General features: G+C 50.5%; 17 protein-coding genes. 8 read left to right on the top strand and 9 right to left on the bottom strand.

What is annotated here, in order from left to right; genetic code table 11:
• Positions 1–304 precede the first annotated feature (304 nt).
• The gene (gene gmhB / locus IV433_RS20215) at positions 305–871 is read right to left on the bottom strand and encodes a D-glycero-beta-D-manno-heptose 1,7-bisphosphate 7-phosphatase (protein WP_195815778.1); all 567 of its coding nucleotides are present in this window, start codon (positions 869–871) and stop codon (positions 305–307) included.
• Positions 872–1,051: 180 nt separating this feature from the next.
• On the opposite strand from gmhB, the gene metN reads away from it, so the two are divergent.
• From metN to proS, 6 genes are all read left to right on the top strand, one after another.
• Entirely contained in the window at positions 1,052–2,083 is a 1,032-nt protein-coding gene (gene metN, locus IV433_RS20220; protein WP_195815777.1) for a methionine ABC transporter ATP-binding protein MetN, read from the top strand.
• Positions 2,076–2,729 carry a methionine ABC transporter permease MetI gene (locus tag IV433_RS20225; protein WP_104924647.1) on the top strand — a complete coding sequence of 218 codons (654 nt, stop codon included), beginning with the start codon at positions 2,076–2,078 and terminating at the stop codon, positions 2,727–2,729. The genes metN and IV433_RS20225 overlap by 8 nt, the downstream gene beginning before the upstream one ends.
• A 63-nt stretch (positions 2,730–2,792) precedes the next feature.
• Entirely contained in the window at positions 2,793–3,608 is an 816-nt protein-coding gene (locus tag IV433_RS20230) for a MetQ/NlpA family lipoprotein (RefSeq protein WP_195815776.1), read from the top strand.
• 170 nt (positions 3,609–3,778) lie between these two features.
• Positions 3,779–4,186 carry an Rcs stress response system protein RcsF gene (gene rcsF, locus IV433_RS20235; protein ID WP_195815775.1) on the top strand — a complete coding sequence of 136 codons (408 nt, stop codon included), beginning with the start codon at positions 3,779–3,781 and terminating at the stop codon, positions 4,184–4,186.
• A complete protein-coding gene (gene tsaA / locus IV433_RS20240) occupies positions 4,183–4,890 on the top strand; it encodes a tRNA (N6-threonylcarbamoyladenosine(37)-N6)-methyltransferase TrmO (protein ID WP_195815774.1) in 708 nt (235 codons plus the stop codon). The genes rcsF and tsaA overlap by 4 nt, the downstream gene beginning before the upstream one ends.
• A 118-nt stretch (positions 4,891–5,008) precedes the next feature.
• Entirely contained in the window at positions 5,009–6,727 is a 1,719-nt protein-coding gene (gene proS / locus IV433_RS20245) for a proline--tRNA ligase (RefSeq protein ID WP_195815773.1), read from the top strand.
• Positions 6,728–6,811: 84 nt separating this feature from the next.
• Here the strand turns inward: proS and nlpE are convergent, their stop codons facing one another.
• From nlpE to IV433_RS20260, 3 genes are read right to left on the bottom strand one after another with little or no spacing between them, the layout of a single operon-like run.
• Positions 6,812–7,489, bottom strand: a complete 678-nt coding sequence (gene nlpE, locus IV433_RS20250) for an envelope stress response activation lipoprotein NlpE (protein ID WP_195815772.1) — start codon at positions 7,487–7,489, stop codon at positions 6,812–6,814.
• Positions 7,490–7,547: 58 nt separating this feature from the next.
• Positions 7,548–7,964, bottom strand: coding sequence for an alternative ribosome rescue aminoacyl-tRNA hydrolase ArfB (gene arfB / locus IV433_RS20255; protein ID WP_165061789.1), 417 nt, complete (start codon positions 7,962–7,964; stop codon positions 7,548–7,550).
• Positions 7,965–7,969: 5 nt separating this feature from the next.
• Positions 7,970–8,530 carry a YaeQ family protein gene (locus tag IV433_RS20260; protein ID WP_152326538.1) on the bottom strand — a complete coding sequence of 187 codons (561 nt, stop codon included), beginning with the start codon at positions 8,528–8,530 and terminating at the stop codon, positions 7,970–7,972.
• A gap of 215 nt (positions 8,531–8,745) precedes the next feature.
• Here IV433_RS20260 and IV433_RS20265 point away from each other — a divergent pair, with 215 nt between their 5' ends.
• Complete coding sequence (locus tag IV433_RS20265; RefSeq protein ID WP_015696108.1) at positions 8,746–8,946, top strand: YaeP family protein; 201 nt, start codon at positions 8,746–8,748, stop codon at positions 8,944–8,946.
• Entirely contained in the window at positions 8,933–9,193 is a 261-nt protein-coding gene (gene rof, locus IV433_RS20270; RefSeq protein ID WP_101079200.1) for a Rho-binding antiterminator, read from the top strand. Before IV433_RS20265 ends, rof begins: the two co-directional genes overlap by 14 nt.
• A 75-nt stretch (positions 9,194–9,268) precedes the next feature.
• Here the strand turns inward: rof and IV433_RS20275 are convergent, their stop codons facing one another.
• The 5 genes from IV433_RS20275 to accA all read right to left on the bottom strand — a co-directional run bounded on the left by IV433_RS20275 (position 9,269) and on the right by accA (position 14,759).
• On the bottom strand, positions 9,269–9,601 hold the full coding sequence (locus tag IV433_RS20275) for a c-type cytochrome (protein WP_195815771.1): 333 nt from the start codon (positions 9,599–9,601) through the stop codon (positions 9,269–9,271).
• A 31-nt stretch (positions 9,602–9,632) separates the two neighbouring features.
• Positions 9,633–10,979 carry a tRNA lysidine(34) synthetase TilS gene (gene tilS / locus IV433_RS20280; RefSeq protein WP_195815770.1) on the bottom strand — a complete coding sequence of 449 codons (1,347 nt, stop codon included), beginning with the start codon at positions 10,977–10,979 and terminating at the stop codon, positions 9,633–9,635.
• Positions 10,980–10,983: 4 nt separating this feature from the next.
• Positions 10,984–11,376 (bottom strand): VOC family protein, encoded by a 393-nt coding sequence (locus IV433_RS20285; RefSeq protein WP_195815769.1) that lies wholly within the window; start codon positions 11,374–11,376, stop codon positions 10,984–10,986.
• Positions 11,377–11,462: 86 nt separating this feature from the next.
• Complete coding sequence (locus tag IV433_RS20290) at positions 11,463–13,610, bottom strand: lysine decarboxylase LdcC (protein ID WP_195815768.1); 2,148 nt, start codon at positions 13,608–13,610, stop codon at positions 11,463–11,465.
• Positions 13,611–13,799: 189 nt separating this feature from the next.
• Complete coding sequence (accA, locus tag IV433_RS20295) at positions 13,800–14,759, bottom strand: acetyl-CoA carboxylase carboxyl transferase subunit alpha (protein WP_101079205.1); 960 nt, start codon at positions 14,757–14,759, stop codon at positions 13,800–13,802.

Genomic DNA, 14,759 nt, shown 5'->3' on the forward strand with positions numbered 1-14,759 from the left:
CCACCGAGGTGGCTGATATCGTCTTGTGAGTGCCCACACAGATTGTCTGATAAATTGTTAAAGAGCAGTGAGTTACGCGCTTTCGCTTGCTAACTCGAGGTGGCGTATATTACGCTTTCCTCATTCAGTGTCAACCGTTTATTTTATCCGGCTGCCGCTGTTTTTAATCTTTCCGACCCGGTCACTTCGTGATGTTGTTCACGTTGTTCCCTGTCGATGGAGCGGCATTATAGGGAGTTGAATTTTAATGGCAAGCGAATAAATACAGTTTTATTTCGTTTGCCGTTTTTTTATCCAAAGAACCTTATTTCTGCCCTTTTGCTATAAAGGAAGGCAAAGCAGCAAGGCTTTCCAATACGGCATCTGCTGCAGTTTCACTTTCTGGAGTTACCGGCTTGCCTGTGCGAACTAAAATCTTAGTCCCCACGCCTGCAGCTGCCGCTGCCTGCATATCTTCCAGCTTATCGCCCACCATATAAGAAGAAGCCATATCAATATTGAGCTCCTCTTTAGCCGTCATAAACATACCTGGCAGAGGCTTACGGCAATCGCAAACCTGAGTAAACTCTTTAACGGTACCTTCGGGATGATGCGGGCAGAAGTAGATGCCGTCGAGATCGACACCTCTGTCGGCAAGCGACCAGTCCATCCACTCCGTCAGCGTCATAAACTGATCTTCGGTAAACTTGCCGCGCGCGATACCGGACTGATTGGTCACTAATACCAATAAGAAGCCCATCTCTTTGAGTTTTAGGCAGGCATCAATAACGCCATCGATAAACTGGAAATCATCGATTTCATGTACATAGCCGTGGTCGACATTCAAAGTGCCATCACGGTCAAGAAAGATTGCTGAAACTGGTTGTGCCACGAATTTGCTCCTGATGGCGGGTTAACGGCGTCAGTATCGCATGTTTTCACTGCTCGTGAGAACGCTAACCTGGTTGACTTAGACGTCTAGACGCCTTAGCATCCACGACATGCTTCGGGAAAGTGCTCCCGCAGAGTTAATTTCACCACGTCACGGCAAAAAGACAGAATAAAAAATAATATGATTAAACTTTCAAACATCACCAAGGTTTTCCAGCAGGGCTCGCGCCAGATAGTCGCGCTCTCTGACGTGAGTCTTCACGTCCCTGCCGGGCAAATTTATGGCGTAATCGGCTCATCTGGCGCGGGGAAAAGTACATTAATCCGCTGCGTCAATTTGCTGGAACGTCCGACCAAAGGCCAGGTACTGGTTGATGGTCAGGATCTGATGTCCTTCTCCGAGAAAGCGCTGACCCGCGCACGTCGCCAGATTGGTATGATTTTTCAGCACTTTAATTTGCTGTCGTCACGTACTGTCTTTGGCAATGTGGCACTACCGCTGGAGCTGGATAACCTCTCTTCTGCTGAAATCAAAAAACGTGTTTCAGAGTTGCTGAGTCTTGTAGGCCTGGAAGATAAACATGATGCTTATCCGGCCAATCTTTCCGGTGGTCAAAAACAACGCGTGGCGATTGCACGCGCTCTGGCCAGCAATCCTAAAGTCTTACTGTGCGATGAAGCGACCAGTGCTCTTGACCCGGCGACAACCCGCGCAATTCTTGAATTGCTGAAAGATATCAACCGTCGCCTTGGATTAACTATTTTGTTGATCACCCACGAGATGGATGTCGTTAAGCGCATTTGCGATCAGGTTGCGGTGATCAGCGATGGCAAATTAATCGAGCAGGATAAAGTGAGTGAGATGTTCTCACACCCTAAAACCCCGCTGGCGCAGCAGTTTATTCAGTCTACTCTGCACCTGGATGTCCCGGAAGATTACGCCGTACGTCTGGTTCCTGAACCTGAAGCCGGTCGGGTACCTTTATTACGCCTGGAATTCACCGGTCAGTCCGTTGATGCGCCGCTGCTTTCAGAGGCCGTGCGCCGTTTCGACGTAAACAACAATATTATCAGTGCTCAGATGGATTATGCCGGCGGCGTGAAGTTCGGGATTATGCTGACAGAAATGCACGGTGCAGAAGAAAGCACTCAGGCAGCCATTCAGTTCCTGCATGAAAATCAGGTAAAAGTAGAGGTACTCGGTTATGTCTGAGCCAATGATGTGGTTAATGGGTAGGGGGATTTGGGAAACTGTCATCATGACACTGACCTCTGGCTTCTTCGGTTTCGTTTTGGGTCTGCCTTTTGGCGTGCTGCTTTACGTCACCCGTCCGGGCCAGATTGCTGAAAACAAAAACGTCTATCGCGTGATGTCTGCGCTGGTTAACATTTTCCGTTCTATACCTTTTATTATCCTGCTGGTCTGGATGATCCCGTTCACACGTCTGATCGTCGGGACTTCTATCGGTTTGCAGGCAGCAATTGTCCCCCTGACCGTTGGCGCGGCGCCATTTATCGCACGTATGGTGGAGAATGCGTTGCTGGAAATCCCAAGCGGTCTGGTTGAAGCCTCGCGCGCCATGGGCGCCACACCGATGCAAATCATTCGTAAAATCTTGTTGCCGGAAGCCTTGCCGGGTCTGGTCAACGCAGCCACTATCACGCTGATCACTCTGGTGGGTTATTCCGCTATGGGCGGTGCTGTCGGTGCCGGTGGATTAGGGCAAATCGGTTATCAGTACGGTTACATTGGTTATGACGCAACTGTAATGAATACGGTATTAGTCCTGTTAGTCGTTTTGGTGTATTTAATTCAGTTTTGCGGCGACCGCATCGTAAAAGCAGTCACGCACAAATAATGAAACAACTGCTGTAATAGCTAACCCTGCGAATAATTTTTATCCGCTTATTGAGGAAAGGACATGTCTAATAAATTTAAATCCATTGCAGTTGTCGGCGCACTTCTGGGAGCGCTGGCTTTAGTTGGTTGCGGGCCGAAAGAACAGGATCCTAACCATATTAAAGTGGGTGTGATTGTCGGTTCTGAACAGCAGGTTGCTGAAGTTGCACAGAAAGTCGCTAAAGAAAAATACGGTCTTGACGTAGAGCTGGTGACTTTCAACGACTACGTTCTGCCAAACGAAGCGCTGAGCAAAGGCGATATCGATGTTAACGCCTTCCAGCATAAACCATACCTTGATCAGCAGATTAAAGATCGTGGGTATAAACTGGTTCCGGTCGGCAACACTTTCGTCTACCCAATCGCCGGTTACTCTAAAAAAATCAAATCTATCGATGAGCTGAAAGATGGCGATCAGGTTGCATTGCCAAACGACCCGACTAACCTGGGCCGTTCGTTATTGCTGCTGCAAAAACAAGGTTTGATCAAACTGAAAGACGGTGTTGGCTTGCTGCCGACTGTTCTGGATGTCACTGAGAACCCTAAAAACCTGAAGCTGGTTGAGCTGGAAGCACCACAACTGCCACGTTCACTGGATGATGCAAAAATCGCACTGGCTGTAATCAACACAACTTACGCCAGCCAGATCAACCTGACGCCAGAAAAAGACGGCATCTTCGTTGAAGATAAAGAATCTCCATACGTTAACCTGATCGTTGCGCGTGAAGACAATAAAGACGCTGAAAACGTGAAGAAATTCGTTCAGGCTTATCAGTCTGATGAAGTTAACGCGGCTGCCAACAAGATCTTCAACGGCGGCGCGGTGAAAGGCTGGTAATTCGCGAATGTCAGGAACTCAGTATTTATCCTGATAATTACTCTCGCAAATATTCCTTTCACAAATAAATTCAAGGCGGGCTTATGCCCGCCTTGTTATTTCCTCAATACCTTGGTTCAATAACGCCACATTCTTTCCTGTAAACATATTAAAAAAGCAGAGGACATACCATGCGTGCTTTACCTCTCTGTTTGTCGGCACTTTTGCTGGCGGGTTGTTCCCTGACTCAACACACACAGCCAACAACCACTGCACCTGTTGTTAAAGAAGAGCCAAAACCTGTCAAACCAAAACCGGCTCCGGTTCGCCCTGCCCCCGTCAAACTGTATAAAGATGCTGAAGCTCTGGTCGGAACACCTTTCCGCGACCTGGGTGAAGTTTCTGGCGAGTCCTGCCAGAGCGATCAAAACGATACGCCACCAAGCCTTGCGGCTGCGCGTAAAAGAATGCTTACCCGCGCCTCTTATATGAAAGCAAATGCGGTGCTGCTGCATCAGTGCGAGATCGTCGGCGGCGTCCCCGGATGCTACCAGCAGGCAATTTGTCAGGGTTCGGCCCTGAATGTCACCTTTAAATGACCTCATTTTCTTTTGAGCAAATAGGGACCATTCATTCTCCTTACAAAGAGAAGTTTGCTGTTCCGCGCCAGCCGAGGTTAGTTCAGGATGGTGACGGCGAATTACATCTTCATGCGCCTTATAACCAGCCCGAGGCCGTACGCGGGCTGGAAGATTTCAGCCATTTATGGGTGATGTTCATCTTTCATCAGACAATGGACGGGGGATGGCGCCCGACTGTGCGTCCGCCGCGCCTTGGTGGCAATATCCGTACCGGCGTGTTTGCCACACGTTCAACCTTTCGCCCCAATCCGCTGGGCATGTCGCTGGTTGAACTGAAAGGCATTCGCTGTCAGGGGCAGAGTGTGATTCTGCAACTCGGCAGTCTCGACCTCGTCGATGGCACCCCCGTTGTTGATATCAAACCTTATCTGCCGTTTGCAGAAAGCCATCCTGAAGCCCGTGCAGGTTTTGCCCAACATGCGCCGCAAGCTGATATGCCCGTGGAATTTCTCCCTCAGGCAGAATCTCAACTGGCAAAAAATGCAGAAAAATATCCGCATCTGCGCCGCTTTATTACACAGGTATTAGGGCAGGATCCGCGTCCTGCTTACCGCAAAGGTGAATCTGCTGAGCGGGATTACGCCGTTCGCCTGCTGGAATTTAATGTCCGCTGGCGGGTTGTGGGTTCCCTGAATCAGGTATTGTCCCTCGACGAAGACTAAATTTCCTCTGCGTCTCTTTTGGCAACACCAACTCGCTGGTAAACTAAGCCACTTTTCACGTTTTGGCTGCCACTGGCAGCCCGATTGCAATTTGCAGTGCTAACGGAACCAACACATCATGCGTACTACTCAATATCTGCTCTCTACACTGAAAGAGACGCCAGCCGACGCAGAAGTCATCAGCCACCAGCTGATGCTTCGCGCTGGTATGATTCGCAAACTGGCCTCCGGCCTGTACACCTGGCTGCCGACAGGCTTACGTGTTCTCAAAAAAGTTGAAAACATCGTACGCGAAGAAATGAACAACGCGAACGCCATTGAAGTGTCTATGCCGGTAGTTCAGCCCGCAGATTTGTGGCAGGAGAGCGGACGTTGGGAACAATACGGCCCGGAACTACTGCGTTTCGTTGACCGTGGCGATCGTCCGTTCGTACTGGGTCCAACCCACGAAGAAGTCATTACGGATCTGATCCGCAACGAAGTCAGCTCTTACAAGCAACTGCCGCTGAATTTCTTCCAGATCCAGACCAAATTCCGTGATGAAGTTCGCCCGCGTTTTGGTGTGATGCGTTCTCGTGAATTCCTGATGAAAGATGCCTACTCGTTCCACACGACGCAGGAATCCCTTCAGGAAACTTACGACGCGATGTATGCGGCTTACAGCCAAATCTTCAACCGCATGGGTCTGGATTTCCGTGCTGTGCTGGCTGATACCGGTTCTATCGGTGGCAGCGCGTCCCATGAATTCCAGGTACTGGCACAAAGTGGCGAAGATGACGTGGTGTTCTCTGACTCTTCAGATTTCGCTGCCAATATCGAATTCGCAGAAGCGCTGGCTCCGGCTGCACCGCGTGCCGCCGCTACGCAGGAAATGCGTGTGGTGGAAACACCCGATGCGAAAACCATCGCTGAACTGACAGAACAGTTCCAGGTTCCGGTTGAGAAAACCGTGAAAACCCTGATGGTACACGCGACGGCTGAAAGTGGTCATAAACTGGTTGCTCTGCTGGTTCGTGGTGATCATGAACTGAACGAAATCAAAGCTGAAAAACTGCCGCAAGTTGCTGCTCCGCTGACTTTCGCAACTGAAGCTGAAATCCGTGAAATCGTTGCAGCAGGTCCGGGTTCACTCGGCCCGGTTAATCTGCCAATGCCAGTTGTTGCTGACCGCACCGTTGCCGCGATGAGCGATTTCAGCGCTGGCGCAAACATCGACGGTAAGCATTACTTTGGCATTAACTGGGATCGCGATGTTGCGCTGCCAGAAGTGGCAGATATCCGTAACGTAGTTGCCGGCGATCCAAGCCCGGACGGTCAGGGTTCTCTGGTCATCAAACGCGGTATCGAAGTTGGCCACATCTTCCAGCTGGGTACTAAATACTCAGAAGCAATGAATGCGACAGTTCAGGGTGAAGATGGCCGTAATCAGGTCATGACCATGGGCTGCTACGGCATTGGGGTGACCCGCGTGGTCGCTGCGGCTATCGAACAGAACCACGATGACCGTGGAATTATCTGGCCGGATGCTATTGCCCCGTTCCAGGTTGCGATTCTGCCAATGAACATGCACAAATCTTTCCGCGTGAAAGATGCGGCGGAAGCGTTGTACAAAGAACTGCGTTCACACGGTATCGATGTGATCCTCGACGATCGTAAAGAGCGTCCGGGCGTCATGTTTGCAGACATGGAACTGATCGGTGTTCCACACCACGTGGTGATTGGCGATCGTAATCTGGACGCCGAAGAGCTGGAATATAAAAACCGCCGCAGCGGTGAAAAACAAATGATCAAGCAAGGCGATATTGTTGAATATCTGCTGAGCCAGATCCCGCGTTAATATTTTAGCGACAAACGTTCGCCCATAAAAATGCCCGCATCGCGCGGGCATTTTTGTTTGTGTAATCCGATAAAAGCTTAAAACCTAAGGGCAAACCTTATTGGCATCAAAGCTGATATTCTTATCCGCAACAACCGCCCGTTGCATCTGCCCCTCTTTCATTGACGGTTCTGTCATAAAATGACCGTCCATCGAGATGAAGACCAGCTGGTTCGGCGCTTTACGCGCAGCAAGATAACCGGCTTCCAGCGTTTTATTGGCGGACATCGGGAAAATATTTCCCGTTGCGCAATCTTTAAAAGAGGCCGCATCGGCGCTGTATTGCATCATGCCGGTCAGTGCCATTGGCGTTTTAGGCAGGCTCTGCTGCACAGGTTTCAGCGTGTAGTTGAACGAAGAAACGATCGGCTCACCGCTGTGATCAAGCATTTCCAGATTTTCATCTTTTGGATGGAAATAGCGCTTCTCGCCACGGCTGTCAGTCAGCACCAGTTTATCTGCCGTACGCGCCCAACGGCCGTAGCTGGCGAAGCTCTGATCGCCCTCTTTGCTGCCCTGATACACTTCCTGCAAGATGTAAGTGCCGTCCTGTTGCAGGAACAATGAGGTTTTTAAGCCGCTGCAATCTGCGCAAGGCAAAACACCGCTGTAACTTTGCTGCATCGCCTGAAGCGGTTTTTCATGATTGAAGGCAGCGGTGTGGCAGCCGAACAGTGACAGCGCCCCGAGCGCCAGCACTGCCGTGATAATGATTTTTTTCACAGTTTCTCCCCTACTGCTTTTTCCTTGTGCTGCGATAAAGATTGTCCTGCAACACGATTTAAGGCTGACGAATTTTGCCTCGTAATGCTTTTGTGGCACCTTTGCGCACCTTACTTTCTACGCGACGAATTTTGGACCCTTTGGTCGGCTTCGTCGCCCGGCGAGGTTTTTCTACCACCATCGCCTGCGAAATCAATGTACTCAGCCGGGCTACAGCGGCTTCGCGGTTCTGCTCCTGACTCCGGTATTCCTGGGCTTTAATAATTACCCACCCGTCGGCAGTAATAGAGTGGTGATTGAATGCCAGTAACCGCTCTTTGTAATATTCTGGCAAACTTGACGCTTTAATATCAAAGCGTAAATGGATCGCCGTTGATGTTTTATTGACGTTCTGACCACCATTTCCCTGCGCGCGGATCGCCGTTAATTCGATTTCGCTGTCAGGGATTTCCAGTTTTCCGGAAAGGATTAGCACGCTGATTACCTTCCGTCATTTCCGGCAAACTCTTTCCATTCAGAAAAATGAATTTCCAAATTACTCTGAGCATCGGAAAGCCAAATAGTTCCATCCTGTAAAGTTGCCTGTAAATCCATGGTTCGGCTGCCAAAAGCGGTCAGCTGATTCAGAAGCTCGTCTTCTAAATATCGAATGCGAAGGTTGTTAAAACCTCTGACTTTTCCTTCGATTTGCGACCACCAGACTTTTGCCGCTCTCTCACCATAAGCGTAAAGTACGACTTCGCGCGATTGGTTACAGGCCTTTTTCAGACGCTTCTCATCCGGCAATCCTAATTCAACCCATAATTCGATGCCGTTATGATCGTTTTTACGCCAGATTTCAGGTTCATCTTCCGCACTTAATCCGCGGGTAAAAGTCAGGCGTTCATCTGCATGATAAATCCATGCCAGCAGACGCAGCATCATTCGTTGTTCTGTTTCTGAGGGATGCTGGGCCAAAGTCAGGTTGGCGTCATGAAAGAAATTACGATCCATATCAGCAATATTGATTGCTGCTTTATAAATTGTTGCTTTTAGCGCCATGGGAAACCTCTTGATATCAGACGCACAGTGTACTTGAAAGCGTCCTGCCTAAACCAGTTTTCCCCCGATGGACCTTCTGAATAAAGGCTGTACGCAAACGATTTACCTTTACAGGCCTGCTAATAACTCACACTCTCCTGTGCTATAGTCGTTAAATACTGAGAGTTTATCTTTCTGCGCTTTCCTCAGGGGGATACGCTTTTTAGGGAGAACTTATGCAACAATACTGTGAGTTGGTACGCCGTAAATATTCTGAGATCGCCAGCGGCGATCTCGGATATGTGCCCGATGCGTTGGGTTGTGTATTGAAAGCATTGGACGAAGTGGCAGCGAATGCTGAGCTTCCGTCTTCCGTTAGGGACCAGGCGGCCTACGCCGCCGCTAACTTATTGGTGAGCGATTATGTCGATGAATGATGAGTACCAACCCATCAATTGTGATGACTACGATAATCTCGAGCTCGCCTGCCAGCATCACCTGGTTTTGACGCTGAAGCTGCGTAGCGGAGAAGTCGTTGAGGCAAAAGCCAAAGATTTGTTAATGCGTAAGAAAGTGGAGTATCTGGTGGTCGAGGCCAGCGGAGAACAACGCGATCTGCGGCTTGACCATATTGAAAGCTTTAGCCATCCGGAAATTGGCACGGTGGTCGTGAGCGCAGAATAAGCGAAAACCTCCGTCACTATGACTAACGGGCAATCTCAGGGTTGCCCGTTTGCATTTCTGCAACCGACCCATTTCCTATTTAAGCGGCGTCAGACTGGCATAGTAGGCTGCCAGATCACTGATATCCTGCTCAGACAGTGATGACGTAAATGCCTGCATGACACCCGCCTGCCCGCCGCTGCGTTCTCCTTTCTGATAAGCACGCAGCGCCAGTGCCAGGTAGTCTTCATTTTGCCCGGCCAGATTAGGGTAAATAGCATTAACCGCTTTTCCTTTTGCGCCGTGGCATGCCGCACAGCTTGCCGCTTTAGACTGACCATCAGCACTGCTTCCCTGAGCCAGAACCGGTGAACTCAGCAATATCAGCGGCAATACCCCTGCCATTGCCCGCAACAAAACTCTCAGCATTACAACTCCCCAAAATTAACTGCTTTCTATTTTATTGGGCAACGGACCATAACAGCCGCCATTGCTCTTCGTTATTTTCAGCCAGTGCCTGACGGGTGATAAACCAGCCAGGCGCAGCAATAAGCTGTTCATTGTAATAAACCAGCGGAATGCGATCCCGTTGCCAGGGCGGCACGCCTAACTCAGACCACAACTTTTTCGCCTGACGGGCACGATCGCGCCCAACCTTTTCAATCATCCCGGAAGCATGGAAGCGAACGGTGATCGTTTCCCCCGCGCGCGGCTGACGGATGACACAGTTTTCATCACCCGCATCACGAATTGCAGAAACTGATAAAACACCCAGAGCGTCAGGCAACAGAAGTTTGTCAGCAGGATCCCAGCTGATGATCTGATCTTTGAGGGATGAATATTGGGGCAACAGATACAGACGCTGGCGAAAACGTCGCACAACAAGACTCCCAAGCTGAAGCTGCGCCTGTGCATCTTCACGGCTTAACGCCACTTCGTCCCAAACTCTCTGGAGCTGTTCGCGGGAAGGCATTTTTGCTCCCCGTCCAGCCAGCCAGCGGCGCAGCAGCGCGAAACGTCTTGCCGCCGAGAAACTCTCCATGCCCTCAACGGATAAACTCCCCTGTTCATCTGTTAATGCAGTCAGGGACTCACTGAGCAGTTCATCCAGCAGAGATTCCTGTTCCGCGCACAACGAAGCGCTGCGGGCGGTGGATTGCGCAAAGTGTGGCCAGCGCGCATAGAGCGGAGGGAGAATATCGAGTCGCAAAAAATTACGATCGAAACGGGCATCACGATTGCTGTCATCCTCGATCCACGTCAGCTGGTGTTGATCTGCGTATTCCTCAAGCTGATCCCGGCTGAGATCGAGCAACGGCCGCATCAGCCGATAGCCCAGCTCCATGCTGTCCGCGCTCATCGCCGACAAACCCGCAGGGCCACTGCCGCGTTTGAGCGCCAGCAAAAACGTTTCACACTGATCGTTAAGATGTTGCGCTGTCAGTAAGACTTCCCCTTCTTCCAGCTGTGTTGAAAATGCCTGATAACGCGCAGCTCTTGCTGCCGCTTCAATCCCGCCATCACGGGCATTTACCTGAACCTTGATGACCGACAGCCCGATATTCCACAGCTGACAAAAATCATGGCAATGCTTCGCCCAGTCATCCGCAAACTGGCTTAATCCGTGATGCACATGTAATGCCCGCAGCCGTAAGTCCGGGATCTGGTTGTCCCGCAACTGTGCAAGACCAGCCAGCAAAACGGTTGAATCCAGACCGCCGCTAAATGCCACGCAAAGTTTTCGCGCAGAGCCAATTTTGGTGCGCAGATGTTCAGTCAGAAACAGTGCTGACGGATGACGATTCATGAGATTACCGGGATTCGTAAAGCTCTAACGGCAGGCCGTCGGGATCGGTGAAAAAAGTAAACTGTTTGCCGGTATAAGGATCTGTTCTCACCGGTTCGCAAGAGACACCGGCTGCGTTCAGCACACTGACGGACTGCCCGATATCTTCAACGCTGAACGCCAGATGGCGCAAACCGCAGGATTCAGGCCGGCTTGGACGGGCAGGTGGATTCGGGAAGCTGAACAACTCAATCGTATACTGGCCGTTCAGTGCCAGATCGGCTTTCCAGGAATCACGTTCCTCGCGGTAAAACTCGCCAAGTAAGGTAAACCCAAGAATATCGCAATAGAAATGTTTACTGGCCTGATAATCAGAACCAATGACCGCGATGTGATGAACCTGACGAAGATTAAGCATGATGATTTCCTGTTAATTCCTGCTGTGCACGTTACTCAGGGTGTTTGCAGACGTCAATAAAAAGCCCTCACGAAGAGGGCGGTTTGTTAACCCGCTTCCGGGAGTTTTAAAACTTTTACCAGATAGCGTCCGTCTTCTGTGAGACGGGTTCCATGAATATCCGTTTCAAATCCCGGATAACGCTCACCGATAGAACACAGCATGATCAGAAAATCGAGAACGGCCCGGCTCTCTTGCGTAATCATCTCACCGGGCATCACCACGGGCACGCCCGGTGGATACGGCAGAATCATATTAGCGGACACTTTGCCAATCAGTTCGTCAATGTCGCACTCATCGATATACCCGCGCACCTGATGCTGGAACATTTCATATGGCGTCATTTTCATTTCCGGCAATACATCAAAAGCCTCGATCATCAGACGCGGAAGATCATGGCGGACAATCAGTTTGTGGATCCCCTGAGCCAGATCCTGAATGCGCATATTACGGTAGAAATCCGGATCTTCCGCATAGAGGTCCGGAAGCATATTTTTGACCCGAAGATTAAGATCATAGCTGCGTTTGAAATCTGTCAGCCCGCGCATCAGGCTCATGGATTTGGTTTTATCAATACCAATACTGAACAGGAAAAGCAGATTGTACGGACCCGTTTTTTCCACCACTACGCCGCGCTCATCAAGGAATTTCGCCACCAGCGCCGCCGGGATCCCCTCTTCTTCAAGTTTGCCCATTTCATTCATACCGGGCGTCAGGATCGTCACTTTGATCGGATCCAGATACATATGATCGGTATCCGCATCAGCAAACCCATGCCAGTTCTGATCAGGATTCAGCGGCCAGCACTCTGCTTCATCAATATGCTCAGGTTGCCAGATATCGAAGAACCAGCCGTCAGTTTCTTCACGCAGCCGTTGTATCTCTTTACGGAAATGCAGCGCACGTTCCACAGAACGGTTGATGAGCCGCCGTCCGGGATTTCCGCGCAACATAGCCGCCGCAGTTTCTGCCGACGCCACAATGCCGTAGTTCGGCGATGTGGTGGTGTGCATCATGTAGGCTTCATTAAAGGTGCTTTCGTTGTAGTCGCCTTTAATGTGGATCATGGAAGCCTGTGAGAAAGCCGCCAGCAATTTATGCGTCGACTGCGTTTCATAAATCACTTTGCCGGGAACCCGCTCGCCGCTCATTCCACTTTTGCCATCATAAATCGGATGGAAATTGGTGTAAGGCACCCACGCGGAATCAAAGTGAATCGACGGTACATCCAGCGTGCTTTTGATGTAGTCCGTGTTGTAAAGCAGCCCGTCGTAGGTGGAATTAGTGATCACAGCATGCACGGGCCAGGTGGCATTTTCGGTCTGCGCGATCTTCTCTTCGATGCTTTCACGTGTGAATTCCCATTGCGGGATTCCGCCCAGAATACCGTAGGCATTGCGGTTCGGACGCAAGTACACCGGCACGATGTTGGTCATCATCATCAGATGCGCCAGAGATTTGTGGCAGTTTCGGTCAATCAGCACGGTGCTGCCCGCAGGCGCGGCGTACATCCCGACAATTTTGTTTGCCGTGGATGTGCCATTGGTAACGATATAGCTTTGCTCCGCCCCAAATGTTCGCGCGATGTATTCCTCCGCCTCTAAATGCGGGCCGGTATGGTCGAGCAGAGAACCGAGTTCCGTTACCGAAATCGACACATCCGCTTTCAGGGTCTTAGCCCCGAAGAAGTCATAAAAAAGCGTCCCGACCGGGCTTTTCAGAAAGGCCGTACCGGCCATATGTCCGGGCGTACAGAAGGTATATTTCCCTTCTTCCACATAGGTAAATAACGCTTTGGTCAGCGGCGGCGTGATGGTATCGATATATTCATCGGTGTACTGACGGATACGCTTGGCAATATCATCGGCAGCAGCCAGAGCATACTCGAAGAAATACAAGACCATGCGCATCTCATTAACATCAACGTCCAGCGTGGAGTGCGTATTGATGAACGCGTAAAGCGGCAGGTATTCATTCAGTTCATTGATTTCCGTACACAGCTCTTCACTGTGCTGGTCCCAGTCGAAAATCGCCCCGCAGATACGGGCATTATTTTCGATGAGTTTCAGTAAGTCGGCACGATCGCGCGGATAAATAATCTGGAATCCGAGAAGCGTCAGCGCGCTATCCAGTTCACGGATTGGCTCATCTTTATAGTAGGCCCCTTCCGGGCGCATGATAGCGATAATATTCATCTGACAAATCCTTCTGTTGTATATCTCTCAGGTATTTATAGAAACACGGTTAACGGACGCTGTGTACCCTTTACCACCGGGTTTCGACCAAAAAGAGGGAATTTAAGAATGCAGGAAAATCTGAGAGGAAAAAACGGGTAATAAAAAAGGCTATGCCGGAGCATAGCCTTTCGCAATACATTGCTGATATCAGCAGTAACCGTAAGTCATCAGACGCTGATAACGACGGTTGCGCAGTTCTTCAGTGCTCAGAACATCCAGATCGCTCAGGTCAGCTTCCAGTTGTGCACGCAGAGAAGCGGCCATCGCCTCAACGTTACGATGCGCGCCACCCAGAGGTTCCGGGATCACGGAGTCGATCAGTTTCAGCTCTTTCAGACGCGGGGCAACAATCCCCATCGCTTCCGCAGCCAGAGGCGCTTTATCTGCGCTTTTCCACAGAATCGACGCACAGCCTTCCGGTGAAATTACCGAGTAGGTGCTATATTGCAGCATGTTAACTTTGTCACCCACACCGATTGCCAGAGCACCACCGGAACCCCCCTCACCAATAACGGTGCAGATAACCGGGACGTTCAGGCGCGACATTTCGCGCAGGTTGCGGGCGATCGCTTCAGACTGGCCACGTTCTTCCGCACCCACACCAGGGTATGCACCCGGGGTGTCGATGAAGGTGATAATTGGCAGTTTGAAACGTTCGGCCATTTCCATCAGGCGTAACGCTTTGCGATACCCTTCAGGTGCAGGCATACCGAAGTTACGACGAATTTTCTCTTTGGTTTCACGGCCTTTCTGATGACCAATGATCATCACAGCACGTTCGCCCAGACGAGCAATACCACCAACGATAGCTTTATCGTCCGCGAATGCACGGTCACCCGCCAGTTCATCAAAATCGGTAAAGATATGTTTGATGTAATCCAGGGTATAAGGGCGACGAGGATGGCGCGCCAGTTGGGCAATCTGCCAGGCGCCCAGATCAGAGAAAATCTTACGGGTCAGTTCAACGCTTTTCTCGCGCAAGCGTGCAACTTCTTCGTCCAGATTAATATCTAATTTTTCGTCTTGACGGCTGACTGCAGTCAGCGAGTCAATTTTCGCTTCCAGTTCCGCAATCGGCTGTTCAAAATCAAGAAAATTCAGACTCAT

The organism is Rahnella laticis (genome assembly GCF_015644585.1).
Taxonomy (GTDB): domain Bacteria; phylum Pseudomonadota; class Gammaproteobacteria; order Enterobacterales; family Enterobacteriaceae; genus Rahnella; species Rahnella laticis.

What these genes read in the sequence shown, in the direction of transcription:
- rcsF (WP_195815775.1), top strand. Translation starts at nt 3,779, where the DNA reads ATGCGTGCTTTACCTCTCTGTTTGTCGGCACTTTTGCTGGCGGGTTGT.
- IV433_RS20275 (WP_195815771.1), bottom strand. Translation starts at nt 9,601, where the DNA reads ATGCTGAGAGTTTTGTTGCGGGCAATGGCAGGGGTATTGCCGCTGATA.
- IV433_RS20290 (WP_195815768.1), bottom strand. Translation starts at nt 13,610, where the DNA reads ATGAATATTATCGCTATCATGCGCCCGGAAGGGGCCTACTATAAAGAT.
- IV433_RS20230 (WP_195815776.1), top strand. Translation starts at nt 2,793, where the DNA reads ATGTCTAATAAATTTAAATCCATTGCAGTTGTCGGCGCACTTCTGGGA.
- IV433_RS20265 (WP_015696108.1), top strand. Translation starts at nt 8,746, where the DNA reads ATGCAACAATACTGTGAGTTGGTACGCCGTAAATATTCTGAGATCGCC.
- tilS (WP_195815770.1), bottom strand. Translation starts at nt 10,979, where the DNA reads ATGAATCGTCATCCGTCAGCACTGTTTCTGACTGAACATCTGCGCACC.
- IV433_RS20285 (WP_195815769.1), bottom strand. Translation starts at nt 11,376, where the DNA reads ATGCTTAATCTTCGTCAGGTTCATCACATCGCGGTCATTGGTTCTGAT.
- accA (WP_101079205.1), bottom strand. Translation starts at nt 14,759, where the DNA reads ATGAGTCTGAATTTTCTTGATTTTGAACAGCCGATTGCGGAACTGGAA.
- IV433_RS20225 (WP_104924647.1), top strand. Translation starts at nt 2,076, where the DNA reads ATGTCTGAGCCAATGATGTGGTTAATGGGTAGGGGGATTTGGGAAACT.
- metN (WP_195815777.1), top strand. Translation starts at nt 1,052, where the DNA reads ATGATTAAACTTTCAAACATCACCAAGGTTTTCCAGCAGGGCTCGCGC.
- IV433_RS20260 (WP_152326538.1), bottom strand. Translation starts at nt 8,530, where the DNA reads ATGGCGCTAAAAGCAACAATTTATAAAGCAGCAATCAATATTGCTGAT.
- rof (WP_101079200.1), top strand. Translation starts at nt 8,933, where the DNA reads ATGTCGATGAATGATGAGTACCAACCCATCAATTGTGATGACTACGAT.
- tsaA (WP_195815774.1), top strand. Translation starts at nt 4,183, where the DNA reads ATGACCTCATTTTCTTTTGAGCAAATAGGGACCATTCATTCTCCTTAC.
- proS (WP_195815773.1), top strand. Translation starts at nt 5,009, where the DNA reads ATGCGTACTACTCAATATCTGCTCTCTACACTGAAAGAGACGCCAGCC.